This is a genomic window from Bacillus cereus group sp. RP37 (assembly GCF_040459695.1).
Taxonomy (GTDB): Bacteria; Bacillota; Bacilli; order Bacillales; family Bacillaceae_G; genus Bacillus_A.
The window spans coordinates 859239-883220 of the sequence record NZ_JARVHP010000001.1 but is presented as its reverse complement, the minus strand read 5'-3'; the positions used below and the strand labels follow the sequence as shown (position 1 = coordinate 883220).

Genomic DNA, 23982 nt, shown 5'->3' with positions numbered 1-23982 from the left:
TTTCTTCTCCTAAACATTTCTACTTTACTAACGCTACCCCGATGGAGTACAATGTTCAAAATACATTTAAACCGATCGATTTTTCTTCATATACACCATTAGATTAAAGGAGTGAATGTTTTATGCACCGTATTACGCTTGAACAAATTTTCAAACACCATATTACACAAAAATACGTAAATCGTTCTGGGATGGTCCACGCGATTGCTGTCGCTTACCATGCGTTTCACTTAGCTAAAAAGCATCACGCCTCAGTCGATGCTGCGACAAAAGCCGGTTTCCTTCATGATATCGGACATCATACGTGGTACACAGGCGGCGAATGGGACTATGACTTATATAAAAAGAATGATATACACGCAATTAAAGGAGCAGAAAGAGCTCATAAATTGCTTATTAGATTAGGAGAACATCCGAAACTAGCAAAAGAAATTTCTATTGCAATTCTTCTTCATACAGATTCTTTCTTAATACAACAAGAAATTGAAAGAACATCTCTTCAAAACATTATTAAATGGGCAGACGAAGCAGATGAAGAACCGGGCGGAGCGCACCATTATAGAACAATTTCTTATGAAAAAGCACTAAAAGCGATTCAGCAGTTAGATCGATTGGTAGAGCGTGAATTGCAAATAGAGCAATCGAAATCGAACAATAAGGCAGAACATAGTTATCAATAAGAAAGAGGCATCACTATAGGGTGATACCTCTTTTATTATTTTATGGAAAATACACCTTTGTATGTAATATTTAAACATTACACCCGAAAACGAAATACTTTATAATTAAATATATAAATTTAAAGAGGTGATTCTACATATGCAACCCGCTACACAACTTTCTAATGAACAGAAATACTCTATGTCATGGGGACAATTTATTAGCTCCGTTTTATTCGCTTTTTTCGGAACCGGACTTATTACTGTGTTCCTCGCAATGCCCTTAACAATTTATACAGCAGGTCTTACAGATAAAAAACAAATTGCCCTGTATGAATCTATCGTAAATACCGCAAGTATCGTATTACAACTAGCCGTGTTGTTATTCTTCATTTTTAAATTCGAACCCGCAAAAAAATTACTACTAAAATCATTTAACTTTAAAGCACTGAAAGAATGGCGTACATACGTATACTTACTTCTTTTCTTCGCTATAAACATTTTACTCAATTACATCTTATTAAATTATATGTTCCAAGACGCAACAAAGCAGCAATCTTCCGCACTAAACTTAGACGTTTTTAAGCAGTATCAAATATTATTACTTCTCGGTTTCGCTATACTTACACCAATTTTTGAAGAACTTATTTTCCGTGGCTTTATACTTCGCTTCTTCTCAGAGCGCTTTCCATTTTGGATTGCAGGGATCTTAACAAGCTTCTTCTTCGGTATCGCTCATACATACTCACTTGGAGTAATGGTCATTACTTTCTTCATGGGATTATTAATGGCCATTTTATGTAAAAAAACAAAATCCATTATTCCAGCTATGTTATTTCATATTATGAATAATATGTTGGCATTCTTGAGTTAGAAAGAGGTATCATCGCGATACCTCTTTTTATTCTTTTATCACAACCTCAAACTCTTCCGTTTGCACAGAACATCAATGTAAAATTATTAAGGTCTGTAAATATTAGCTTCAAAATATCATTTTTACTACAATGATGACTTTTTTGTATAAATATTCTATAATCTTTATATATAACTATTAAATCAACAAGGATAGGTGATTCACTATTATACAAGCCACGCAACTAACTTACCCACAAAAGCACTCTATGTCACTCTCACAATTTCTATTTTCGCTTGTTTTCGCGATTTGGGGAACAGGATTTCTAGCCGATCTCTTTATAGGCCTTCCTACCGTTATTTATACAGAAGGTCTAACTGATCCAAAACAAATTACTTTAGCAAAATCACTTACTACTTTTGGAAGGCATTTATTTGTATTGTGCATTTTATTAATTTTAATTTATGCATATAAACCGTTAAGAAATTTAATTGTCCCAACACTAAACTTTACAGCATTAAAAAAAGTAAGCACATACATCTATATCATCCTTTTTTACGGACTACATATCGTTAATGATACATTTATAATTAATAATATTTTTCCTGATGCGGTAAAAGAACAGTCATCCGCTTTAGACCTAGAAATGTTAAAACAATACAAACTGTTATTGCTAATAGGTGGCGCTATACTTGTACCTATTTTTGAAGAACTTATAGTCCGCGGTATTATTCTTCACTTCCTACAACAGCGCTTCCCCTTTTGGATTGCAGCACTTGGATCTAGCTTCCTCTTCGGAATAGGTCATATATACTCAACTGGTGTGATGTTTAGTATGTTCATCATGGGTCTATTTATGGCCATTTTATGTAAAAAAACAAAATCCATTATTCCAGCTATATTACTTCATATTATGAATAATATGTTAGCCTTTTTAGGATAAAAAGAGGTATCATCGCGATACCTCTTTTCACTCTTTTATCAAAACTTCAAACTCTTCTTCCGTTAACACTTTTCGATAATTCGTTTTCTTTTCTCCCTCTTCACCAGAAGTTAGAACAGGCGCCAGTACAATTTTCGTTACACGATCTTCTAGTTTTTCAAATCGCCAATAACACATCATCCATACATTCCTCTTGCACATCTTCGAACGAAGCTAAATGCTTCTGAATAATACTTTTTATAAGTCCGCCGTACTGGTCGATAATAAAATATAATGCTTTTTCGTTCCTTTTCCTTAGCTGATTCACAACGTTCTCTTCTGTAATTTTCACGAGCCCCCTCCTCTCTAACTTACTCTACATCTATTAATTCGTATCGGTACTACTCATTTCTATCAATTTATACATATTCATTAATAATATCCAAAATAAACCTTATGCAGTAAAATATAACTCATTAACTAGAGGGAGATTATATATGCACGTTTTGAGCTTACTTTGGATTTTCTATGTACCACTTCTTACTCTATGTGGGCTTTTTGGCGGTATTTTTTTAATTATTGCAGGAATTAAACATCGCAAATTGCTCATTTGTTTAACAGGGATACTCAGCCTATCCTTTACCTTGCTACCTTATGTTTTTTGGAGCATGGGGATTAATGGTGATACAATCCTTCCTATTCCAACTTCTCTATACTGGATCCTTTTTTCTTTAACTGGATTATTAGCGGGATTCATTGGGTTAAAAGCAAAAATTAAAAGTATACGCAATATGGGATTCATTATTTTTATTGCAGGAATATTAGGGGTTATTTTTTGGGGACTCATTTCTGCAGAGGATTCATTCTATATTTAGTTGAATTCCTTTTATAAAAAGCACAAAAAAGCAGGGAAATTAATTCCCTGCTTTTTTATTTGTTTTATTGCCTGATGGTAAGAAGAACGATAACACCCAAGCAATCCCTGCTAATATCGTCGCAATTAAGAAGGCATCGTTAATACCGTTAATTGCAGATAGTTTTGAAATTTGCCCATATAATAGTTGCGTGCTCATCGCATCTCCTGCTTGCGCTGATCCAGCTAAGGCCGCTAAGCTTTGCCCCATGCCGTGTACTTTATCAACTAAAATTGGATTTGATGTTGTTAACATGTTGCCGTAATCTGCTACGTGAGCAGTCGTTTGTTGCGTCATAAGTGTAATTAATATCGCCGTTCCAATTGAACCAGCTACTTGTCTTGACGTATTTTGCGTTGCTGTACCGTGAGAAATTAATTTCATCGGCAGTGCGTTCATACCAGCTGTCATAATTGGCATCATAATGAATGACATACCAATCGAACGTATAATATAATCCGTCATAATAACGCTATACGGTGTATCCATCGATAACGTTGTGAATTCATATGTCGCAAATGTTGTAATGGCTAATCCGACAATTGCTAACGGACGAATACCATACTTATCAAATAGTTTACCTGCAATAGGTCCCATAATCCCCATAATTAATGATCCTGGAAGTAATAATAGACCTGATTCTATCGGTGTGAAACCGCGAATGTTTTGCAGATATACCGGAAGCAATAACATGCCTCCGAATAATGCCATCGTAACGATTGCGTTAATTACTAAAGTGAAAGTAAATACTGGATATTTAAATACTTGTAAATCAAGCATTTTATTGTCCGTTGTTAATTCTCTCCAAATAAATAACGCTAAACCAATTACACCGATAACAAGTGAAATAACAACTTCGGCACTAGTCCAACTATTATTTCCAGCTTCACTAAATCCATACAGTAAGCTACCTAGTCCAATACTTGAACTAATCACACCAAATACATCTAATTTTGTATTAGACACTGGCTGAGCAAGTGTAAAGAATTTTAAAGATAAGAACGTAATAATTAAACCAATTACAAACATTCCGTAGAACATTAAGTTCCAGCTATAGTTTTCAATAACCCAGCCCGTTACAGTTGGTCCGATAGCTGGTGCTAAAATCATCGCAACGCCTAGTAATCCCATCGCTGCCCCGCGCTTATGAGGCGGGAATAACGTCATGAAGATGTTCATACCAACTGGCATTAAAATACCTGCACCGACCGCTTGAATAATACGACCTGTCATCATCATTGTAAAGTTTCCTGATGTAGCACAAATGATAGATCCTACAGTAAAGAATAACATTGCTGCTACAAATAATTTACGATACGTAAATCGTGAAACTAAAAAGGCACTAATCGGTACTAAAATACCATTTACAAGCATGAATCCTGTAATTAACCATTGCGCCGTTGACGTTGATACGTTAAATTCATTCATTAACGGAGGTAATGCAACGTTAATGATCGTTTGGTTTAAAATAGAAACGAACATACCGAGAATTAATACTGTTACAACTGCTTTTACATTTACATTCTCTATCGGCATAGACGTTTGTTTTTTCGGCATTTCTTTTACTTCTTTTGTTTCTTCTTGCTTGCTTGTTTCTAACTCAACTACATTAGAAATTTCTACTTCTTGCTTTCGTTCATTTTCTTTCTCTTCTGTTTCTTCTTTACTTACTTCTATTTTACTTACGGCTGGGACTTGTTCTTCTCCCACGTTCGTTTTTTTCTTTCGTAAAAGACGATTTACAAGGAAGAAGACGATTATACAAAATAGTGCATATCCTACAATTGCAATTGAGGACATCTCATCTCCCCCTTACTTATGAATACGAACTGACACATTCATTCCAGGAACAATATTTACTGACTTACTATGATCTAAAGAAATTTTAACTGGTACAACTTGCTTTACTTTTGTATAGTTCGCTGTTGCGTTACTTGATGGTAACATTGAGAATGTATTTGCTGTTGTTAATCCAACTTGTTCTACTTTCCCTGTTAACGTTGTATCTGGGTATGCATCTACATATACATCTACTGTTTGACCTTTTTGAACATCGTCAATCACTGTTTCTTCAATGTTTGCTGTTACCCATAAATTGTTCATATCGAATGCGTAAGCAATCGGGCTACCTGCTCCAACAAAAGCATTTGTCGTCGCGTTTGATTGTACAACTGTTGCATTTTGCGGAATTGTTACATCTACTGTTTGTTCTCCATTAGCTGCCGCTACAGTAACAGCACCTAATTTATCGTTCTCATTGTAGTTTTTTCCTACTTCAGCTTTCCAGTCCGTTAATTTACCCGCTACTGGTGAAGCAATCGGAATTACCTTTCCATCAATTTTTGCATTGTCTGTTTTTAAGTAATTTTCCGTTTGGTTGTAATAGTAATAACCGCCAATACCGCCGCCAACTAGTACAATTAATGTGATAATGTTGATAATTACCATTCTTCGAAACTGATTCATTGCATTCCTCTCCTTATATCGCATATAATTTTTTTCTAAACTATTTACGTCCTTATTGTTTAGACTGTTTAATTGTTAATTATATTAACCTTTAAACAAAAAAATCACACCATTTACAGCGTAAACGAAAATATGTCTACCTGCGAGCGGTGCTGATTTCTGAAGGACTATCGTTTATAATTATAAATAATTATTTTGAATCTACAACCGACAATTTCCATATGAAATGTTGCTTAAACAACAATATAATATCAATATGTTGTTTAAGTATAGAAAATTAAACGAGGAGAAGTAAAAATGTCTATTAAAAATACAAATGATCCACGTGTAAAGCGGACGAGACAACTCATACAGGATGCTTTTGTCGCTTTAGTAGGCGAAAAAGGATTTGACGATGTAACTGTTCAACATATCGCAGAACGTGCTCCTGTAAACCGCGCTACGTTTTATAGCCATTACCATGATAAATATGATCTATTAGACAAAAGCATCGAAGAAATGTTAGAGAAATTAACAGAAGTTATTAAACCAAAAAATAGAAATAAAGAAGAGTTTCAACTTACATTTGATTCACCAAATCCAACCTTTTTAGCTTTATTCGAACATATTGCAGAAAATGTGAACTTCTATAACGTTATGCTTGGCGATAAGGCAGCCGGGAACTACTCTTATAAAATGATGAAAACAATCCAAACTCATTTAACACTAAGCTTATCTATTTCACAGCCAGATGATAAAGACCTTATGGTTCCTCGTGATATTTTAATTAGTTATGTGACAGGAGCTCATATCGGGATGATTATGTCCTGGTTAAAAAGAGGGATGATTTATACCCCGCATTTTATGGCCATGCAATTAACTCGTTTAATTATTTTAGGAGCTCATACTGCCGCTGGATTAGAGAGACCTTTTTAAAACATAAAAAAGCGAAGGAGAGGCTCCTTCGCTTTTTCTATTAATTAAATGTAATGTTATGTACAGCCTCTTTATCAAGACGTTTAATAACTTCTACAATTAACTTCACTGCATTTTCATAGTCATCACGGTGTAACATTGCCGCATGAGAATGAATGTAGCGCGTTGCAATTGTAATTGCCATAGACGGAATACCATTTACAGCAATGTGAATTGCACCTGCATCCGTTCCTCCGCCCGCTACTGAATCATATTGATACGGAATTTCTAATTCGTCAGCAACATCAACTACAAAGTCACGTAAACCAGTATGACCAATAACAGACGCATCATATAAAATAATCTGTGGTCCATCACCCATTTTACTTTGCGCTTCTTTTGCCGTTACACCAGGTGTGTCACCAGCGATACCAACATCTACTGCGAATGCGATATCTGGTTTAATATAGTTTGCAGATGTTTTCGCGCCACGAAGACCGACTTCTTCTTGTACAGTCCCTACGCCATATACAACGTTTGGATGCTTTTCATCTTTTAATTGTTTTAATACGTCAATTGCAATTGCACAACCAATTCGGTTATCCCATGCTTTTGCAAGTAACATTTTTTCATTCTTCATCACTTGGAATTCAAAGTAAGGTACAACTTGATCTCCTGGTCGTACGCCCCACTCCATCGCTTCTTCTTGGCTAGAAGCACCAATATCGATGAACATGTCCTTAATATCAACTGGCTTTTTACGTGCTTCTGGAGGTAAAATGTGCGGTGGTTTTGAACCAATTACACCTGTTACATCTCCTTTACGCGTTACAATTGTCACGCGCTGCGCAAGCATAACTTGTGACCACCAGCCACCAACTGTTTGGAAACGAAGGAAACCTTTGTCATCAATTTGCGTAATCATAAAGCCAACTTCATCTAAATGACCTGCAACCATAATTTTCGGGCCGTTTTCTTCCCCTACTTTTTTTGCAACTAAACTCCCTAAATTATCAGTAGAAAGTTCGTCTGCAAACGGCTCGATATATTTCTTCATTACTTCACGTGGTTCACGCTCGTTACCAGCAATACCACGTGCATCTGTTAATTCTTTTAGCATTGTCAATGTCGTGTCTAATTTTGTCATTGCCAACACCCTCCTTTTTCTTCAGTCACTTCATTATACAATAATTAAATTGAAATATTCAAAAATTAAATCAGTATCCTTGTGTTTGACGCTGATGATTTACTTCATTTTTATCTAAATATGCCTTCTCAATCTCTTCTTGCTCAAACTCAAGCGCTTGTCCAAGTCGAAGGTAGCTTGTAAATAATTCAATATAGTTCGTAATAGATGGTTGATCTGTAAAACGAATTACTTTTGCATATGTGTCTAAGAAAATTTCCACTTGTGTTTTATTCGTCTGTGCACATTTATAGAATAGGAAGTTTTTATCAATACCTAAATCAATTCCGATGGATAAAATAAAATGCAAACCATCTACGTATTCTTCTAAGATTACTTCACGTTCTGATGCTGGTTTGTTGCTCCAATATTTAAAACAACGTGTTTCGTTTGCAAGTTCTCCAATTTCCACAAGAAGAGCTAACATCTTTTCTTTTAACAACTTTTTCGGTTGTAAGTCATGCTCTTTCACAATACGGTCATCTAATTCTTTTTGTAATTTAAATAGTTGTAGTAAGTCCATTCTATTGTCCTCCTCCAACATCGCATTTTACGCAACAATGTTGTTTCATCTCAAAGTTCATTATTATTTTTCATTTCTTATTAATAAGTCAGCCATTTATCTCTTTACAAAATAGCTTGTCCTTAATTTACAAATACGTTTCAATCATCACGATTAGATTGTTCACTCCGATTGGTGATAGTTAATCATTATCGGGGGATTGCCCACTAATAAAAATTTTATTTTATCTGATGAAAGTTCCATATCATCTTTCCATTATAGCAGTGTCGTTTCAGGTAGGAAAGATACTCTTCTTTCCAAAGGGGTAGAATTAAAAAAAGCCAGGAGGATTCTCCTGACTTCATATATATATTCTTCTATATTGCTATAGCTTTTAGATTGATTTTGTCATATCAGTAACGACATACCTCTCTTTGCATACAAATAAAAAAACCTTAGAAGAAAAATCTTCTAAGGTTTCAACTAATTAATTAGTTAATGTTGTTTTTTGCAACTGTTGCTAATTCAGCGAAAGCTTTTTCGTCATGAACAGCTAAGTCAGCAAGCATCTTGCGGTTAACTTCGATGCCAGCATTTTTAAGACCGTGCATTAAGCGGCTGTAAGAAAGACCATTCATACGAGCTGCTGCGTTGATACGTGTGATCCATAATTTACGGAAGTCACGTTTCTTTTGACGGCGGTCACGGAATGCATACATTAGAGATTTCATAACCTGTTGGTTAGCAACCTTGAATAATGTATTTTTTGAACCGTAGTAACCTTTTGCTAATTTAATTACTTTTTTACGACGTTGACGAGTAACTGTACCACCTTTTACTCTTGGCATAATATTACCTCCTAATTGTTCTATATATCAGCCGAACTTATTTTAAGTTGTCAAGCATTTGACGAATGCGTTTGAAGTCACCAGCGCTTACTACACCAGCTTTACGTAGTTTACGTTTAGCTTTTGTAGATTTGTTAGCGAATAAATGGCTTGTGTAAGCGTGAGAACGTTTCAGTTTACCTGATCCAGTCTTTTTGAAACGCTTTGCAGAGCCGCGATGAGTTTTTTGTTTAGGCATAGGTATTTCCTCCTCTATCTATTGCTTATCGTTTTTCGGTGCTAAAACTAAGAACATACTACGTCCTTCCATTTTAGGCTTAGATTCAATTGTACTAACTTCAGCACAAGCTTCTGAGAAGCGATCTAAAACACGTTGACCGATTTCTTTATGAGTAATGGCACGTCCTTTAAAGCGAATTGACGCTTTAACCTTGTCGCCTTTCTCTAAAAACTTGATAGCATTACGAAGTTTTGTGTTAAAGTCGTGTTCATCAATTGTTGGACTTAAACGAACTTCTTTCATGCTAATTACTTTTTGATTTTTGCGCTGTTCTTTTTCTTTCTTCTGTTGCTCAAAGCGGAATTTACCGTAGTCCATAATGCGGCATACTGGCGGTTTCGCATTTGGAGCAACTAATACTAAATCAAGATTAAGATTTGCAGCTAAGTCTAAAGCGTCATTACGAGACTTGATTCCAAGTTGATCGCCATTTGCACCAACTAAACGTACTTCACGTGCACGAATTTGCTCGTTAATCATCATATCCTTGCTAATAGTAAGCCACCTCCAAGGTTTTTTCAGAACATATTTTGTAGTCATAGAACCCGACAAAAAAAGTGCGGGCATACGACACCCACACTTGTAAAATCTTAAGTAAGAAATACATTTACCTGTAAACTGCGAATGCGTCCATCAGGTGAGAAGCGGGTGCTTCTACTTGTTCCACAAAACAATATTCTATTATCCTTGATGAGTTTATCATAGGACATGACGTCTGTCAAGAAGACGCAATGTGTTTTACTAACAACAAGAAATATTGTAACAAACAACTAACATACTTGCAATACTTTTTTACGATAAGTGTTACATGGTTATTTTTTCTAATTCGCCTTACCTACATTACATAGAAAAGCCGCGGTATCCCGCGGCAATTTCTTATCGTTTTCCTTCTACTTTAATCATATCAACAAAAGCATCTAATGCGATTGTTTCTGATTTTTGTTCACCATATTTACGTACGTTTACGCCGTTTTCAGTTACTTCATTGTCACCTACTACAAGCATGTACGGAATTTTTTGCATTTGTGCTTCACGAATTTTGTAACCAATTTTCTCTTCACGAGTATCTAATTCAACACGGATACCAGCACGGCGTAATTCATCTTGCACTTTCTTCGCATAGTCTAAATGTACTTGCGGAGAAACTGGAATTACTTGTGCTTGAACTGGAGCTAACCAAGTTGGGAATGCACCTTTGTATTCTTCAATTAAGAAGGCTACGAAACGTTCCATAGTTGATACAACACCACGGTGAATTACAACTGGACGATGTTGTTTACCGTCTTCACCAACGTAAGCTAATTCAAAGCGTTCTGGAAGTAAGAAGTCTAATTGTACAGTTGAAAGTGTTTCGTCTTTTCCAAGAGCAGTACGAACTTGAACGTCAAGTTTTGGACCGTAGAATGCCGCTTCACCTTCAGCTTCATAGTAATCAAGACCCATTTCATCCATAGCTTCTTTTAACATACCTTGTGCTTTTTCCCACATCTCGTCATCAGCATAATACTTTTTAGTGTCTGCTGGGTCACGATAAGATAGACGGAATGAGTAGTTCTCTAAACCGAAATCTTTGTACACTTCTAGAGTTAAGTTTACAACACGTTTTAACTCTTCTTTAATTTGATCTGGGCGAACAAAAATGTGTGCATCGTTTAAAGTCATTCCACGTACACGTTGTAATCCAGATAACGCACCTGACATTTCATAGCGGTGCATTGTTCCAAGTTCCGCAATACGGATTGGTAATTCACGGTAGCTGTGAATATCGTTTTTATAAACCATCATGTGGTGAGGGCAGTTCATTGGACGAAGAACTAATTCTTCATTATCCATTTCCATTGATGGGAACATACCATCACGGTAGTGATTCCAGTGACCAGAAGTTTCATAAAGCTCTCTGCTTCCTAGTACTGGAGTGTATACGTGATCATAGCCTAAGCTAGCTTCTTTATCAACGATGTAACGCTCGATAATACGGCGAATTGTTGCACCTTTTGGTAACCAAAGTGGTAAACCTTGCCCTACTTTTTGGCTATTAGTAAATAGTTTTAATTCTTTACCTAATTTACGGTGATCGCGCTCTTTCGCTTCTTCAAGCATACGTAAGTGCTCATCTAATTCTGCTTTCTTAACGAATGCAGTACCGTAAATACGTTGTAGCATTTTATTATTGCTATCGCCGCGCCAGTAAGCACCCGCAACGCTTAATAATTTAAATACTTTAATTTTCCCTGTAGACGGAAGGTGAACACCACGGCAAAGGTCGAAGAATTCGCCTTGCTCATAGATTGAAATAACTGCATCTTCTGGAAGATCGTTAATTAAATCTAATTTTAACTCATCGCCGATTTCTTCAAAGCGACGAAGTGCTTCTGCACGTGGTACTTCATGACGAACGATTTCTAAGTTCTCGTTCACAATTTTTTGCATTTCTTTTTCGATTTTCTTGAAGTCTTCAACCGTAATTGCTTCTTCCATATCGATATCGTAGTAGAAGCCATTTTCAATTACTGGACCAATGCCAAGCTCAAGCTTAACATCTTTATATAAACGTTTTAATGCTTGTGCTAATAGGTGGGCTGTTGAATGGCGTAAAATGTATAAGCCATCTTCAGAATCTAATGTAATAATAGAAACTGCACCATCTTCTTCGATTGGTGTAACAAGATCAATCATCTCATCGTTTAATTTTCCAGCCACAGCTTTTTTCTTTAAGCCTGGGCTAATAGAAGCTGCGATTTCTTCAGTTGTTACGCCTTTTGGAAACTCCTTCACAGCTCCATCAGGGAAAGTAATTTTAACTACATCTGCCATCACTGGTCACTCCTCTTTTTTTTCAAAATAAAAAACACTCATCCCGTAAAAAGGGACGAGTGTTGAATTCGTGGTTCCACCCTTGTTCCAATTAACCTTATTGTTAATTGCTCAAGTTCAACATAACGGTGTTGTCCGTTAGCAATTACTAGAAAAACCGTTCACTGCTAAAGTTTAGAGGTGGTAAGTAATAATCCCGTACTAGGAAGCTCACACCCTAAGGCTTCCCTCTCTGAAAATCGTAGAAAACTACTCATGTCCTCATCATGACATTTCAATATATTTCATTTATGTAGGTAATTATATGCTCAAAAACTTAGAAAATCAAGGGCGTTACCTTTATTTTTTAATTTTTTCACATTGCGCTCAAACTCATGTAATCCATGTAATTGTACCCGCTCTTGAAATACATTTCGCAAAGTAATAATCATATTATGGTCTTGTTCTTTCGTATATAAATAAATTTTTTTCGGCGAAATAGAAAGAAGTGGTGCAATTACTTTCGTATCAATATATACATCCTTTTGCTTTAATAAGTCTTCATCTATATATTGAACCAATTTCTCTTGTTTTAAACGTCTACCTTTATCATCATAGAAAATAAAACTTTCATCAAAAATAAGATGCACACTGGACAACCGTGATTTTCGGCTACGTACTTGTTGCCGGAGCGTCTCAATAAACATTTGATATTCTTGTTCCAACTTATACTCATCAATCGCCACTTCAGCAATCTTAGCTACCATTTCCCTATATGTACGAAGACGAAAACGAACATATGATGAAAACGAGAACGAAAGCGGATCACAAAGCCAATTATTTAAAGAAGACTTAATATATGATTCGAATGCATGACGTGTTAATTCACGAGCAACCCCTTTTCTTCTTCCCTTTAATATCTCTTGTGCCATATGCAATATTTGATGACACTCTTCCTCTTCTTCATAAAAAAACTTTTCTTTTAAGATTGTATAAATCCACTCGTTTTGCTTTACATTCACAATGAAATATACCATTACTGGCAATAAAATCTTTTCAATATAATTCGATTCACATACTGGTATATGAATTACAATCTTTTGTTCCTGTAAATATACACTCGTTTCCTTATATAACAGTTCCGCTCTTTTCAGTAGCTGTCTATATACATGCATAGCATCATTTTTTTCTTCGAAGCAAATTTCAATCACTCTTGTCCCCCCTTTTATCCCTGCTCTAAAGGACTGTATCTATACGTTACAAATCCTATAAGAGTCCGTCCCGTGGAAGTTCACTCTTAGTAGAATTACAGTTCTTATCGCTAGAAAATCCACTCGATATGGCTTGCTAATTTTATATATATTAAGGGAGGGAGAAAAAAATGATACAAGCTACAATGAATTTTCCATAAGAACTTTTCGTTTTACAATTCACCTAGTCTGAAAAGTGTTCAAAACGAAAAAAGAGCAAGCTTCTCAGCTTGCTCTTTTACTTATGACGTCGGTTTTTCCCGCCAATTGGAATTGGTTTCGCTAAATATTTAATTCGTTCCATAATACGTGCTGCTTTCATTTGTTCTGCTTCACCACGTTGTGTATACGTTAAATGATGTTCCAATTCCTTGAAATCAAAGTTAGACGTAAAGAACGTCGGTAAGTTTTCTAACATACGGAATTGCAAAATTGCGCCAAGCACATCATCACGCACAAAGCTTGACATCGCTTCTGCTCCAATATCATCTAACATTAAAACTTGTACGCGTTTCACTGCATCAATCTTTTCCCCAATCGAATTATCTTGAATCGAACTTTTAATTTCACGTAGAAATTCAGGGAAGTATACGAGCATCGAACTTATTTTCTTTTGAGCAAGCTCATTCGCAATTGCTCCTAACAAATACGTTTTCCCTACACCAAATTTACCGTACAAATACAAACCTTGCACTTTTTTACCAGGTTCATATGTACTTAAAAATTCATTAGCTGCACCAATTGCATCAATACGTGCATCTAAATCTGAAGGGTCTAAGTTTTCCATCGTCGCTTGTAAAATGTCAGTTGGCATATATACACTTTGAACGAGTTTTTCATATTTCTTTCTCTCGTCATATGCTACTTTTCTAACGCAACGATCGTATTGAATATCAATCATCTTCCCTTGAATAACGAGCTTTGGCTCATATCCTTGCAGCATGTTTTTACACGAACCTAGATCCGGACAATCCGCACAACCTACACTTTGTCCAATATATTCGTATAACTTCACAAGGCTGCGCTCAATCATAGAAGTTGTTACTTCACCTTTATGTTCGTCTATAAATTCTTTCACACGCGGATGTGCCATTACTTCCGCCTTTAATACTTCATATCTATTTTTAAAATTTTTATTTTCCATTAACTTTGCAAATGAATTTTGAATATGCTCCATTTTCTCACCTCAAAGAGCGTTCATTCTCTTCTATTAATCACGCTTATATTTTTTCAACACTTCTTCTAGTCGTTTTCGTTCATCATCTAACGTACTTGCATCTTTTTTCTTATTTACATCTTTCTTCACTGTTTCTTTCTCTTGTTCTTTCGGCTCTTCTTTCAGCCAATCTGGCACCATTTCTTTTCGCACTGTTTTCCTCGAGGTACGGCCTTTTTTCTTCGTCTCAGCCCATTCTTGATATTGACGATTTTCTTCTTTCGCTAACGCCATTGCTTCAGCTACTGTACCGACCTTTTTACGTGCCCAATGCCCAGCAATCTTCTCCACATACGTTTTCGCAAGTTTCATATCTGAGCGTAGCATAACGTAATAAATAAGTACATTCACAACACCTGGCGTTAACTTTTGATTGATCATTACATCTTCAACGATTTGCAAGTCAGCCTTCGTCGCCTCTGCACCACCAGAAATTTCTTTCAATAGTTGTTTTGGTGAGATTTCCTCTAACTGTTGCATTAACATCTCTTCTTGTGTAGAAGGCTCTTTCTCTTTCATCACACGTGCAGCATGAGGCTGTACTCTTTCACTTAATACAGGTAACGCTTGACCATTTTCGAACTGATACCAATCACGTGCTCCTTTTCTAAGCCTTTCGATATCAATTGTCTGCATCTCTGTCACCGCACCAAGAACGATATTTTGCATCGATAACACATCTACATCATACACGTAAGCGAGTGTAATGACACATTCTCGCACTTGATCTGTAATCGCCTTTTTAGGGACAAGAGCGGACAAACCATCTACAAATAAGGAGAAATCAAAGAAATCATTCCAAACTTTTGGAGCGTCTCCCTTCTTGTTACTTGGCATCACTGTCGTTTTTGGAATACGAAGGTCCTCTTGCGCATGCTCAAGCTGTCCTGGATTAAACGAACCAAACACATCATTGAAAGAACGCGTAACATTCTCATAAGAAGCAAAATCAAATTCTTCTTCTAAGAAATATTGCTTTACTTGATTATATTTTGTCCGGCTCAATCGATTGTATAAAAAGATACTTAACACAATATCATCAAAAAATTGCTTTGGAGATAAAGGTGGTTGCAGCTCGTATATAAACATTCGAATATCTTTTTCTTTCTTAATATATACTTTTAAAAGCCCAATTGCCTCTAACTTTACTCGTTCCTCATATATTTCAGGAAGCTGCATTTGCATGGTCACCATAAGGGAATGATGTGTATTCTCTTTTCCAAATACACGATCTTGCTCTAACTCTCCCCATAGCGTCATGTACAAGCTAAAAGCTCTACTACCTATTAACGGCTGATACAACATCGTTAATACTTTTCGGTCGTAATTATGCAGTAACCCTTTCGCACTTACTTTATAACGATCAATTGGCAATAGCTCCATCCATGACTGTTTTTCCATTCTTGCTTTTCCTTTCTCTCATCCAATCTATACTCTACTTCATTCGTTCTATCTTCATTATATAATTTCTTAGCGAAAAAGAGCTATTAGCTTTCGCTTCTAGCTCTCTTATCTCATTACTTACGGTATGTAAGAGAATAAAATACAGCTTCTATTCTCTTTCTTTTTGCAGTATATCTTTTAATTCTTCAATAAATACATTTAAATCTTTAAATTGGCGATATACAGAAGCAAAACGTACGTAAGCAACATCGTCGATATCACGCAGTTCTTCCATAACAATTTCACCAATCATATCACTTTTCACTTCTGATATACCTAAATTACGAAGTTCACGTTCCACACTTTGAGTTACTTCTTCTAATTGCCTTAAAGATACTGGTCTTTTTTCGCACGCTTTAATTAAGCCGCGCAAAATCTTTTCTTTATTAAACTCTTCTCGTGTGCCTTCTTTTTTTACAACGATAAGAGGTGATTCTTCTACTCTTTCAAATGTCGTAAAGCGACTTAAACAACTTTCACACTCTCTCCTTCTTCGAATAGAGCGCCCCTCGTCTACCGGACGCGAATCTAACACTCTTGTACCATTATGAGAACAGGATGGACAACGCAATATATTCACTCCTTTACACTATACTCTTTATTTTTTCTCTACTTACTTCATCTACAATATATATACAGTATTATATAACTCATTCTAACTCTCTTACCACTTTAAGTTTCAGCACATTACTTTAACATCTCGTTTTTAAAAATAAGATGGTAGATGGGGTGATAACTTATTCGTAAGAGCTCAATTTATCTCACTAACGAGTACGTTATATGTTTCCTTTTTTATAAACTAAAAAAGAGGTGCATTATACACCTCTTTACATTTTAAATCAATTATGTTCTTTTTTAAAGAGCTTTTGTTTCTCTCTGCTTAATTTCGAAGCTACCAGTGCCTCGAGGAAGCTCGATGCTCTCACGCGTTTTCGCGTTTAAACCTTCTGCAATATATTCTGCAGCAACATTTGGATCAATACGATCCCCACAAGTATAAACATCAATACTTGCGTAACCGTGCTCCGGAAAGCTATGAATTGTTAAATGTGATTCCGAGATAATTACTACTCCACTTACACCTTGTGGTGCAAATTTATGGAAAGCAACCTCACGCACTTCAGCACCAGCTCTTAGTGCTGCATCCACAAATAATTGTTCAATATACGGCATGTCATTAAGCTTGTCGAAATCGCAATCCCAAAGTTCAGCGATCACGTGACGACCCATCGTATCCATAGTATCCATTCTACAGTTCCCCCTTGTAAATTTATTCTAACTGTTCGAATTGAAAACTAATTTGCAATTTGGCTTGCTCCACTACCACGGGGGAAAGTTAGTCCAGAGAGGTCCTAACCCTTTAAGTAGTGACTACGTACCTCAGCTCTTAAGTTTACGAGTGTTAGTATACTTTGTTTATTTTCATTTTGCAACAACAGTTTTTTCGATTTTCTGTCATATTTTCCTCTTTACTTTTCCCTAAAAAAAATAAACGATTCACAAATACAGTAATCACAACGTTTCGTGGTATGTCCACTTTCAAAAATATACTTATATAATTTTTTTCCTTTTCAGAAAAAAATAAAAAAAGAGGGCAAATATTCCCTTGCCCTCTCCCTTATTCACTTAAATATGTTGCACATTTTCTTGTTTCGCTAATTCTTCAACAACTAGCGTTACAAGATCTACAACACGACGAGAGTAGCCCCACTCGTTATCATACCAAGCAAGTACTTTCACTTTACGATCACCCATTACCATTGTAGATAAACCATCAATAATAGCTGAGTGTGTATTTGTATTAAAGTCAATAGATACTAAAGGTTCTTCACTGAATTCTACAATACCTTTTAACGCACCGTTTGCAACAGTTTTGAATGCTTCATTAATAGCTTCAACTGTCACATCACGTTTTACATCTACTACTAAGTCAACAAGAGACACGTTTGGTGTTGGTACACGAAGTGCCATACCATGAAGTTTTCCGTTTAAGTGCGGAAGAACTTTTGCAAGCGCTTTCGCGGCACCTGTCGTTGTCGGAATGATTGATTGTCCGCAAGCACGTGCTCTTCTTAAATCTTTATGTGGGTTATCAATATTTTTTTGGTCATTTGTATAAGCGTGAACAGTTGTCATTAAACCGTTTTCAATGCCAAACTGCTCATCTAACACCTTAACAACAGGCGCTAAACAGTTTGTTGTACAAGATGCATTTGAAATAACAGTATGTTTTGTAATATCTAATTGGTCTTCGTTCACACCAACTACAATTGTTACATCTTCATTCTTACCAGGCGCTGTTAAAATAACTTTTTTCGCTCCAGCTTCAACATGAAGAATTGCTTTTTCTTTTGAATTAAATTTACCAGTTGCTTCAATTACAACTTCAACACCTAAATCTGTCCAAGGCAATTCCTTTGGATCGCGGTTGTTTAAAAGGCGAATCATTTTCCCATCAACTAATAAGTGATCTTCAAATGCTTCTACTGTTCCGTCAAACTTGCCGTGAACTGTATCATATTTAATTAAATGTGCTAACGTTTCAGATGGATAGCTTGCATTGATTGCTACAATTTCGAATGCGCTTTCTTTTATTGCCTGACGAAATACCATTCTCCCAATACGTCCAAATCCATTAATTGCCACACGAGTCATAATATGTTATCCCCCTTGAATGCGTTATACTATTTATCTCCAATGCCAATAATAGTATAACACAAAAAGAGGATATGTCACTAAGCATTTTCATTAATTTCACAATTTTTTAGTCAATAATGTTCCAATTCTTTAAAATCACCTGTAATTGTGTTTTCGTTCCCATAATTGTGCCATCATTATTTATCACTTCATCTGCATTTTTCACTTTTTCTTCTAATGGCATCTGAGATTGAATACGAGCTGTTGCTTCTTCTTCCGAAAAATTATTTCGTTTCATTAAACGTTCTAATTGCGTATGCGACTTAACTGCTACAACTAAAACGCGGTCAACGAGACTTGTTAATTTACTTTCAAATAAGAGAGGAATATCTAAAACAACCGCTTGCGCACCTTCTTTTATGTACATTTCCTTTTGCCTATTCATTTCTTCACGCACTGCAGGATGAACAATTTTGTTTAACTGCAATCGTTTTTCTTCATTATAGAAAACGACACTTCCTAATTTTGGACGATCCAGTTCTCCATCTTCTTGTAATACTTCCGTTCCAAACACTTCTACAATTTTGTTATATGCTGGTTTTCCTCGTTCTACAACTTCTCGCGCAATAATATCTGCATCAATAACTGGTATACTCAGTTCACGAAACATTTGAGACACTGTACTTTTTCCACTTGCAATGCCTCCCGTTAATCCAATTACTACTGTCATCATAATCCTCCTCACAATATAAAAGGCGCGAAACTAATGTTCCACGCCCATACTTACATTTTCCAAATTCCAATAATAATGAGTAATACCCCAGGCAGGAATGTAAATTTTTGTAACCATTTCATATTTGATAAAACCGTTCCAAGTTTCATTCCAATAAATAAAAACAAAGAACTCATCACTGCAACTAATATCGCCATCATAGCAGGTGCATACCCTAATAAAGATGCACCAATTCCAGCACCGAACGAATCTATAGAAAGAGCGATACCAAGAAGTAACGCTTCTCCTGCAGAAATGGTGCCTGATTTATCAAAATCTGCAACAGTCGGTTTCCGTAAAATTTGAATCACTAGCCCGAGTGAAGCAATTTCTAATTTCCAAACCTTCTCCTCTTGCTTCGGTTCTTCTTTTTTTTCACTTCGAAAAAATTGGTATAACACCCAAATTCCAATTCCAATAAGAACAAGCCCACCGATACGCGTTGCGATAGCAGGTGAAAATATTTTCGCGATCATATGTCCAATTCCCATTGAAACAAGCATAACAGCCGCTGAACACATTCCGATAATTATAATTGATCTTAGTGGAATTCTTACGCTTCTTAAACCATATGTTAGCCCTACACTACAGCTATCTAAGCTTAATGTAAAAGCTAATAAAATAAGAGATAAATAAAGGTACATCGGTAAGCTCCTCCCTTATACATAGCCCTGCTGTATGTATATGACAAATGCCTATCCGATGTTATCTCTTTTCTATATTCTCGGCTGACAAATTGGACAGTAATGCGTTCCTCTTCCGCCAACAACTGTTTTTTCTAATATCGTACCGCAAGTTACACACGGTTCTCCCTTTTTTCCATATACATTTAGAAGTTCTTGGAACGAACCAATTTGCCCTTGCGAGTTGATATACGTTCGAATTGTACTTCCGCCTCGCTTCACTGCTTCACCTAACGTTGTAACAGTCGCCTCGTAAATTCGTTCAATTTCTTCTGCTGTTAAAGACGAAGCTTCTCGTTCCGGATGAATTTGAGAACGGAATAAAACTTCATCTACATATATATTTCCAAGCCCTACTAAAAGTCGCTGGTCTAATAATACGACTTTTATTTTACGATTCGTCTTTTGCAATCTTTCTTGTAAATACTGTGGTGTCAATTCAGCATCAAACGGCTCCGGACCTAAGTCAGCAAGAGGCATTTGATTCAACTCTTCACCTTTCTTAAAGAGATGCATCGTACCAAACTTTCTCACATCTTTATAATGTAATTCAGTTCCATCTGTAAATAAGAAACGGACGTGCGTATGCTTATCAATTGGTTCACCCTCTTGATGCAGTAAAAACTTACCTTCCATACGCAAGTGTGAAACAATAACATAATTCGTTACATATAAAAGCAAAAACTTTCCTCTTCGCTTTATACTTTCAATCTTCTCGCCTCTTAGCATTTCTTTAAAAATTTCTGCATCATCCGGTCGTTTTACTATTTTCGGATAAGTAACAATGACATCTTCAATTGTTTTTCCTGTCACAAGATTTTCAAGTGTCCGTCTGACGTTTTCAACCTCTGGTAATTCAGGCATTTCATCACTTCCTTATTTTGCGTCGTACCAAGTTGGACCGTAAGAATAATCAACTTTCAGCGGAACTACGAGTTCAATCGCATGCTCCATTACTTCTGGTACAAGCTTCTCTAATTTTTCAATCTCTTCTTTTGGTGCTTCAAATATCAATTCATCGTGTACTTGCAGAAGTAGACGCGCCTGTAATCCTTCTTCTTCTAGACGGTCTGCCATAATAATCATCGCTTTTTTAATAATATCTGCCGCAGTCCCTTGAATTGGTGTATTCATAGCCGTACGCTCAGCAAAGCTTCGTAAATTGAAATTACGACTCGTAATTTCCGGAATATAACGGCGGCGATTTAATAATGTAGCCACATATCCTTTTTGTTTCGCATCTTTTACGATGTCACTCATGTATTCTTGTACACCAGGGAAACTTTCTAAATACTTTTCAATAAATTCCGCTGCTGCTTTTCTTGTAATTCCTAAGTTTTGTGAAAGACCATAATCACTAATACCATACACAATTCCGAAATTAACAGCTTTCGCTTGTCGTCTCATATTCGACGTTACTTCATCTTTTTCAACGCCAAATACATCCATCGCTGTTTTCGTATGAATATCCATATCATGTTGGAACGCTTCAACTAGCCCTTTATCATTTGCAATATGAGCTAATACGCGAAGTTCAATTTGTGAATAATCTGCCGCGTACATAATCCATCCTTCTTCTGATGGAACAAATGCCTGACGAATCTTTCTTCCTTCTTCTAATCGAATCGGGATATTTTGTAAGTTCGGATCCGTTGAACTTAATCGACCCGTTTGCGTTAATACTTGATTGAAACGAGTATGGATTTTAGATGAATCTTCATGTACAACTTTTAATAAACCTTCAATATAAGTTGAATTTAGTTTCCCTAATTGACGATAATGTAAAATGTTTGGAATGATTTCATGGCGATCCATAAGCTTTTCTAGTACATCAGCTGACGTAGAATAACCTGTTTTCGTCTTTTTAATAACTGGTAAGTTTAAGTTCTCAAACAGAATAACACCAAGCTGCTTCGGTGAATTAATATTAAATTCTGTTCCTGCAAGCTTATAAATTTCCTGTTCCATTTCCTTTAATCTACCTGCAAGTTCTTCTCCCATATTACGAAGACGCTCTGTATCAACTTTTACACCTTTTACTTCCATATCAGCTAATACACGTGCAAGTGGTAATTCTAACTCTGTAAACAGTTCATATTGCTCATTCTTTTCTAACTCTTCAACGAATGTTTGCTTTACATCATATAATACATGCACTTTACGAGCTACATGCTCCGCTACTACTTCTAACTCTGGAACAGCACGCTTCGCGCCTTTTCCGTAAACTTCTTCATCCGATTTCACAGCATGCGTTTCTTTCATTTTCGCTACAGTACGGAAATCTTTATCTGTGTCAGCCGGGTCAAGTAAATAAGCAGCGATTAATAGATCAAAGTCAATCCCTTGCATATCTATCCCATTCCATTTAAGCGCAACAATCGCACGCTTCGCATCAAATGTATGCTTTCTCATTTCTCCATTTGCAAGCCATGCTTTGAAAGCATCCGATGCAAATGCAATATCCTTCTGAATAAAGTAACAGCCGTTTTCATTTTGAATACCAAAACCTTGAATATCTGCTTTATGATAGTTATCTTCTTGTACTTCAACAATAAGCGCACTATCTTGCTGAAGCATTTCTTCTGTAACTTCTTCCACAATATCAAATGTAATATCATCTAATTCCGCTGGAGCCGTTTCTTCTGGCGTAACACCTAATTTATTTAAAAGAGATGTAAATCCTAAATTCTCGAACATTGGAATCACATCACTTGCTTCATACCCTTTATACTCCATATCATCCACATGCACAGTAATTGGTGCATCTGTAATAATCGTTGCAAGATCTTTACTCATAAGAGCTTGGTCTTTATTTGCTTCCAGTTTTTCTTTTAATTTCTTCCCACTCACTTGATCTATATTTTCATACACTGCTTCAACCGTTCCAAACTGTGTTAACAATTTAATCGCAGTTTTTTCACCAACTCCTGGTACACCCGGAATATTATCTGACTGGTCTCCCATTAAACCTTTCATATCGATAATTTGCTTTGGTGATAAGCTGTATTTCTCAAATAAAGCTTCCGTCGTATATTCATCCACTTCTGTAATCCCTTTTCGAGGAATACATACAAGCGTGTTATCAGAAACCAGTTGAAGTAAATCCTTATCTCCTGAAATAACTTTTACATTTGCCCCTTGTTCACTCGCTTCTTTCGCTAACGTTCCCATAATGTCATCCGCTTCATAATTTTCTAATTCATAACGCGGTACATTGAATGCATCAAGCATCTCACGAATAAACGGGAATTGTTCTGATAATTCAGGCGGAGTCTTTTGACGTCCTCCTTTATAATCACTATACGTTTTATGACGGAACGTTGTTTTACCCGCATCAAACGCTACTAACATATGCGTCGGTTTTTCTTCCTCTAATATTCTCATTAACATCATTGTAAAACCGTAAATTGCGTTCGTATGTATACCTTTGTCGTTATTTAAAAGCGGTAGTGCAAAGAAAGCACGATACGCGATATTATTACCATCTACTAATACGACTTTTTTTTCCAAATCAGAAACCTCCCCATACAAATTTGAAATGGTTTTTTTCACAGAAAAAAACCGTTCCTTTCCTTTCTCTATATTAACATGACTAATAGAGAGAAGAAAAATAACGGCTATTTTCTATCATATATAAAAACGTTTACTAACATAAAAGGGAAGT

Annotated in this window: 23 protein-coding genes, 2 pseudogenes and 2 other annotated features; of the genes and pseudogenes, 5 read left to right on the top strand and 20 right to left on the bottom strand. The window is 36.1% G+C overall.

Going from position 1 to position 23982, the window contains the following annotated elements; genetic code table 11:
* Window positions 1-122: 122 nt before the first annotated feature.
* The 3 genes from QCI44_RS04695 (at window position 123) to QCI44_RS04685 (ending at window position 2455) form a co-directional block, all read left to right on the top strand.
* Window positions 123-680 carry an HD domain-containing protein gene (locus tag QCI44_RS04695; protein WP_016086023.1) on the top strand — a complete coding sequence of 186 codons (558 nt, stop codon included), beginning with the start codon at window positions 123-125 and terminating at the stop codon, window positions 678-680.
* Window positions 681-819: 139 nt separating this feature from the next.
* Window positions 820-1533, top strand: coding sequence for a CPBP family intramembrane glutamic endopeptidase (locus QCI44_RS04690; protein ID WP_353811017.1), 714 nt, complete (start codon window positions 820-822; stop codon window positions 1531-1533).
* A gap of 247 nt (window positions 1534-1780) precedes the next feature.
* Window positions 1781-2455, top strand: a complete 675-nt coding sequence (locus QCI44_RS04685; RefSeq protein WP_016086021.1) for a CPBP family intramembrane glutamic endopeptidase — start codon at window positions 1781-1783, stop codon at window positions 2453-2455.
* 27 nt (window positions 2456-2482) lie between these two features.
* Here the strand turns inward: QCI44_RS04685 and QCI44_RS04680 are convergent.
* Both QCI44_RS04680 and QCI44_RS04675 read right to left on the bottom strand, forming a co-directional pair.
* Window positions 2483-2626, bottom strand: a pseudogene (locus QCI44_RS04680) (DUF4179 domain-containing protein); the annotation flags it as partial.
* Window positions 2616-2786, bottom strand: a pseudogene (locus tag QCI44_RS04675) (sigma-70 family RNA polymerase sigma factor); the annotation flags it as partial. The pseudogenes QCI44_RS04675 and QCI44_RS04680, both read right to left, overlap by 11 nt.
* Window positions 2787-2931: 145 nt before the next feature.
* On the opposite strand from QCI44_RS04675, the gene QCI44_RS04670 reads away from it, so the two are divergent.
* Entirely contained in the window at window positions 2932-3309 is a 378-nt protein-coding gene (locus tag QCI44_RS04670) for a hypothetical protein (protein WP_016136837.1), read from the top strand.
* A 39-nt stretch (window positions 3310-3348) separates the two neighbouring features.
* Here the strand turns inward: QCI44_RS04670 and QCI44_RS04665 are convergent, their stop codons facing one another.
* Window positions 3349-5148: a DHA2 family efflux MFS transporter permease subunit gene (locus QCI44_RS04665; RefSeq protein ID WP_016136838.1), complete on the bottom strand. Its 1800-nt coding sequence runs from the start codon at window positions 5146-5148 to the stop codon at window positions 3349-3351.
* Between the two features lie 12 nt (window positions 5149-5160).
* A complete protein-coding gene (locus QCI44_RS04660; RefSeq protein WP_016086016.1) occupies window positions 5161-5814 on the bottom strand; it encodes an HlyD family secretion protein in 654 nt (217 codons plus the stop codon).
* Window positions 5815-6111: 297 nt separating this feature from the next.
* Here QCI44_RS04660 and QCI44_RS04655 point away from each other — a divergent pair, with 297 nt between their 5' ends.
* A complete protein-coding gene (locus QCI44_RS04655; RefSeq protein WP_000023656.1) occupies window positions 6112-6729 on the top strand; it encodes a TetR/AcrR family transcriptional regulator in 618 nt (205 codons plus the stop codon).
* A gap of 40 nt (window positions 6730-6769) precedes the next feature.
* On the opposite strand, the gene QCI44_RS04650 is transcribed toward QCI44_RS04655, so the two are convergent.
* The 16 genes from QCI44_RS04650 to polA form a co-directional block, all read right to left on the bottom strand.
* Window positions 6770-7855 carry a M42 family metallopeptidase gene (locus tag QCI44_RS04650; RefSeq protein WP_016086015.1) on the bottom strand — a complete coding sequence of 362 codons (1086 nt, stop codon included), beginning with the start codon at window positions 7853-7855 and terminating at the stop codon, window positions 6770-6772.
* Window positions 7856-7925: 70 nt separating this feature from the next.
* Window positions 7926-8417: a dUTP diphosphatase gene (locus tag QCI44_RS04645; RefSeq protein WP_000365057.1), complete on the bottom strand. Its 492-nt coding sequence runs from the start codon at window positions 8415-8417 to the stop codon at window positions 7926-7928.
* A 470-nt stretch (window positions 8418-8887) separates the two neighbouring features.
* Complete coding sequence (rplT, locus tag QCI44_RS04640) at window positions 8888-9244, bottom strand: 50S ribosomal protein L20 (protein WP_001138362.1); 357 nt, start codon at window positions 9242-9244, stop codon at window positions 8888-8890.
* Window positions 9245-9281: 37 nt separating this feature from the next.
* Window positions 9282-9482, bottom strand: coding sequence for a 50S ribosomal protein L35 (gene rpmI, locus QCI44_RS04635; RefSeq protein ID WP_001125946.1), 201 nt, complete (start codon window positions 9480-9482; stop codon window positions 9282-9284).
* A gap of 18 nt (window positions 9483-9500) precedes the next feature.
* Window positions 9501-10007 carry a translation initiation factor IF-3 gene (gene infC, locus QCI44_RS04630; protein WP_170959974.1) on the bottom strand — a complete coding sequence of 169 codons (507 nt, stop codon included), beginning with the start codon at window positions 10005-10007 and terminating at the stop codon, window positions 9501-9503.
* Between the two features lie 62 nt (window positions 10008-10069).
* Window positions 10070-10190: a sequence feature (ribosomal protein L20 leader region), on the bottom strand.
* A gap of 210 nt (window positions 10191-10400) precedes the next feature.
* Window positions 10401-12338, bottom strand: a complete 1938-nt coding sequence (gene thrS, locus QCI44_RS04625; protein WP_000786076.1) for a threonine--tRNA ligase — start codon at window positions 12336-12338, stop codon at window positions 10401-10403.
* Window positions 12339-12386: 48 nt separating this feature from the next.
* Window positions 12387-12615 (bottom strand) — a binding site (T-box leader).
* A gap of 31 nt (window positions 12616-12646) precedes the next feature.
* Window positions 12647-13528: a putative sporulation protein YtxC gene (gene ytxC / locus QCI44_RS04620; protein ID WP_016136839.1), complete on the bottom strand. Its 882-nt coding sequence runs from the start codon at window positions 13526-13528 to the stop codon at window positions 12647-12649.
* A gap of 277 nt (window positions 13529-13805) precedes the next feature.
* Window positions 13806-14744, bottom strand: a complete 939-nt coding sequence (gene dnaI / locus QCI44_RS04615) for a primosomal protein DnaI (protein WP_016086012.1) — start codon at window positions 14742-14744, stop codon at window positions 13806-13808.
* A gap of 33 nt (window positions 14745-14777) precedes the next feature.
* On the bottom strand, window positions 14778-16184 hold the full coding sequence (locus tag QCI44_RS04610) for a replication initiation and membrane attachment family protein (protein WP_016135430.1): 1407 nt from the start codon (window positions 16182-16184) through the stop codon (window positions 14778-14780).
* Window positions 16185-16335: 151 nt separating this feature from the next.
* Complete coding sequence (gene nrdR / locus QCI44_RS04605; RefSeq protein ID WP_001203687.1) at window positions 16336-16797, bottom strand: transcriptional regulator NrdR; 462 nt, start codon at window positions 16795-16797, stop codon at window positions 16336-16338.
* Window positions 16798-17081: 284 nt separating this feature from the next.
* Window positions 17082-17465 carry an adenosylmethionine decarboxylase gene (gene speD / locus QCI44_RS04600; protein WP_002003660.1) on the bottom strand — a complete coding sequence of 128 codons (384 nt, stop codon included), beginning with the start codon at window positions 17463-17465 and terminating at the stop codon, window positions 17082-17084.
* A gap of 387 nt (window positions 17466-17852) precedes the next feature.
* On the bottom strand, window positions 17853-18881 hold the full coding sequence (locus tag QCI44_RS04595; protein ID WP_000198979.1) for a glyceraldehyde-3-phosphate dehydrogenase: 1029 nt from the start codon (window positions 18879-18881) through the stop codon (window positions 17853-17855).
* 109 nt (window positions 18882-18990) lie between these two features.
* Complete coding sequence (gene coaE, locus QCI44_RS04590) at window positions 18991-19593, bottom strand: dephospho-CoA kinase (RefSeq protein WP_016086010.1); 603 nt, start codon at window positions 19591-19593, stop codon at window positions 18991-18993.
* A 53-nt stretch (window positions 19594-19646) separates the two neighbouring features.
* Window positions 19647-20279 carry a sporulation membrane protein YtaF gene (gene ytaF / locus QCI44_RS04585; RefSeq protein ID WP_016135431.1) on the bottom strand — a complete coding sequence of 211 codons (633 nt, stop codon included), beginning with the start codon at window positions 20277-20279 and terminating at the stop codon, window positions 19647-19649.
* Window positions 20280-20351: 72 nt separating this feature from the next.
* Window positions 20352-21182 (bottom strand): DNA-formamidopyrimidine glycosylase, encoded by an 831-nt coding sequence (gene mutM, locus QCI44_RS04580; protein ID WP_016135432.1) that lies wholly within the window; start codon window positions 21180-21182, stop codon window positions 20352-20354.
* Window positions 21183-21194: 12 nt separating this feature from the next.
* Window positions 21195-23828: a DNA polymerase I gene (gene polA / locus QCI44_RS04575; RefSeq protein WP_016086008.1), complete on the bottom strand. Its 2634-nt coding sequence runs from the start codon at window positions 23826-23828 to the stop codon at window positions 21195-21197.
* Window positions 23829-23982: the final 154 nt, after the last annotated feature.

Bases quoted from the DNA above. Each gene is read 5' to 3' on its own strand.
- QCI44_RS04695 (WP_016086023.1), top strand. From the start codon at position 123: ATGCACCGTATTACGCTTGAACAAATTTTCAAACACCATATTACACAA.
- QCI44_RS04690 (WP_353811017.1), top strand. From the start codon at position 820: ATGCAACCCGCTACACAACTTTCTAATGAACAGAAATACTCTATGTCA.
- QCI44_RS04685 (WP_016086021.1), top strand. From the start codon at position 1,781: ATGTCACTCTCACAATTTCTATTTTCGCTTGTTTTCGCGATTTGGGGA.
- QCI44_RS04670 (WP_016136837.1), top strand. From the start codon at position 2,932: ATGCACGTTTTGAGCTTACTTTGGATTTTCTATGTACCACTTCTTACT.
- QCI44_RS04665 (WP_016136838.1), bottom strand. From the start codon at position 5,148: ATGTCCTCAATTGCAATTGTAGGATATGCACTATTTTGTATAATCGTC.
- QCI44_RS04660 (WP_016086016.1), bottom strand. From the start codon at position 5,814: ATGAATCAGTTTCGAAGAATGGTAATTATCAACATTATCACATTAATT.
- QCI44_RS04655 (WP_000023656.1), top strand. From the start codon at position 6,112: ATGTCTATTAAAAATACAAATGATCCACGTGTAAAGCGGACGAGACAA.
- QCI44_RS04650 (WP_016086015.1), bottom strand. From the start codon at position 7,855: ATGACAAAATTAGACACGACATTGACAATGCTAAAAGAATTAACAGAT.
- QCI44_RS04645 (WP_000365057.1), bottom strand. From the start codon at position 8,417: ATGGACTTACTACAACTATTTAAATTACAAAAAGAATTAGATGACCGT.
- rplT (WP_001138362.1), bottom strand. From the start codon at position 9,244: ATGCCAAGAGTAAAAGGTGGTACAGTTACTCGTCAACGTCGTAAAAAA.
- rpmI (WP_001125946.1), bottom strand. From the start codon at position 9,482: ATGCCTAAACAAAAAACTCATCGCGGCTCTGCAAAGCGTTTCAAAAAG.
- infC (WP_170959974.1), bottom strand. From the start codon at position 10,007: ATGATGATTAACGAGCAAATTCGTGCACGTGAAGTACGTTTAGTTGGT.
- thrS (WP_000786076.1), bottom strand. From the start codon at position 12,338: ATGGCAGATGTAGTTAAAATTACTTTCCCTGATGGAGCTGTGAAGGAG.
- dnaI (WP_016086012.1), bottom strand. From the start codon at position 14,744: ATGGAGCATATTCAAAATTCATTTGCAAAGTTAATGGAAAATAAAAAT.
- QCI44_RS04610 (WP_016135430.1), bottom strand. From the start codon at position 16,184: ATGGAAAAACAGTCATGGATGGAGCTATTGCCAATTGATCGTTATAAA.
- speD (WP_002003660.1), bottom strand. From the start codon at position 17,465: ATGGATACGATGGGTCGTCACGTGATCGCTGAACTTTGGGATTGCGAT.
- QCI44_RS04595 (WP_000198979.1), bottom strand. From the start codon at position 18,881: ATGACTCGTGTGGCAATTAATGGATTTGGACGTATTGGGAGAATGGTA.
- coaE (WP_016086010.1), bottom strand. From the start codon at position 19,593: ATGACAGTAGTAATTGGATTAACGGGAGGCATTGCAAGTGGAAAAAGT.
- ytaF (WP_016135431.1), bottom strand. From the start codon at position 20,279: ATGTACCTTTATTTATCTCTTATTTTATTAGCTTTTACATTAAGCTTA.
- mutM (WP_016135432.1), bottom strand. From the start codon at position 21,182: ATGCCTGAATTACCAGAGGTTGAAAACGTCAGACGGACACTTGAAAAT.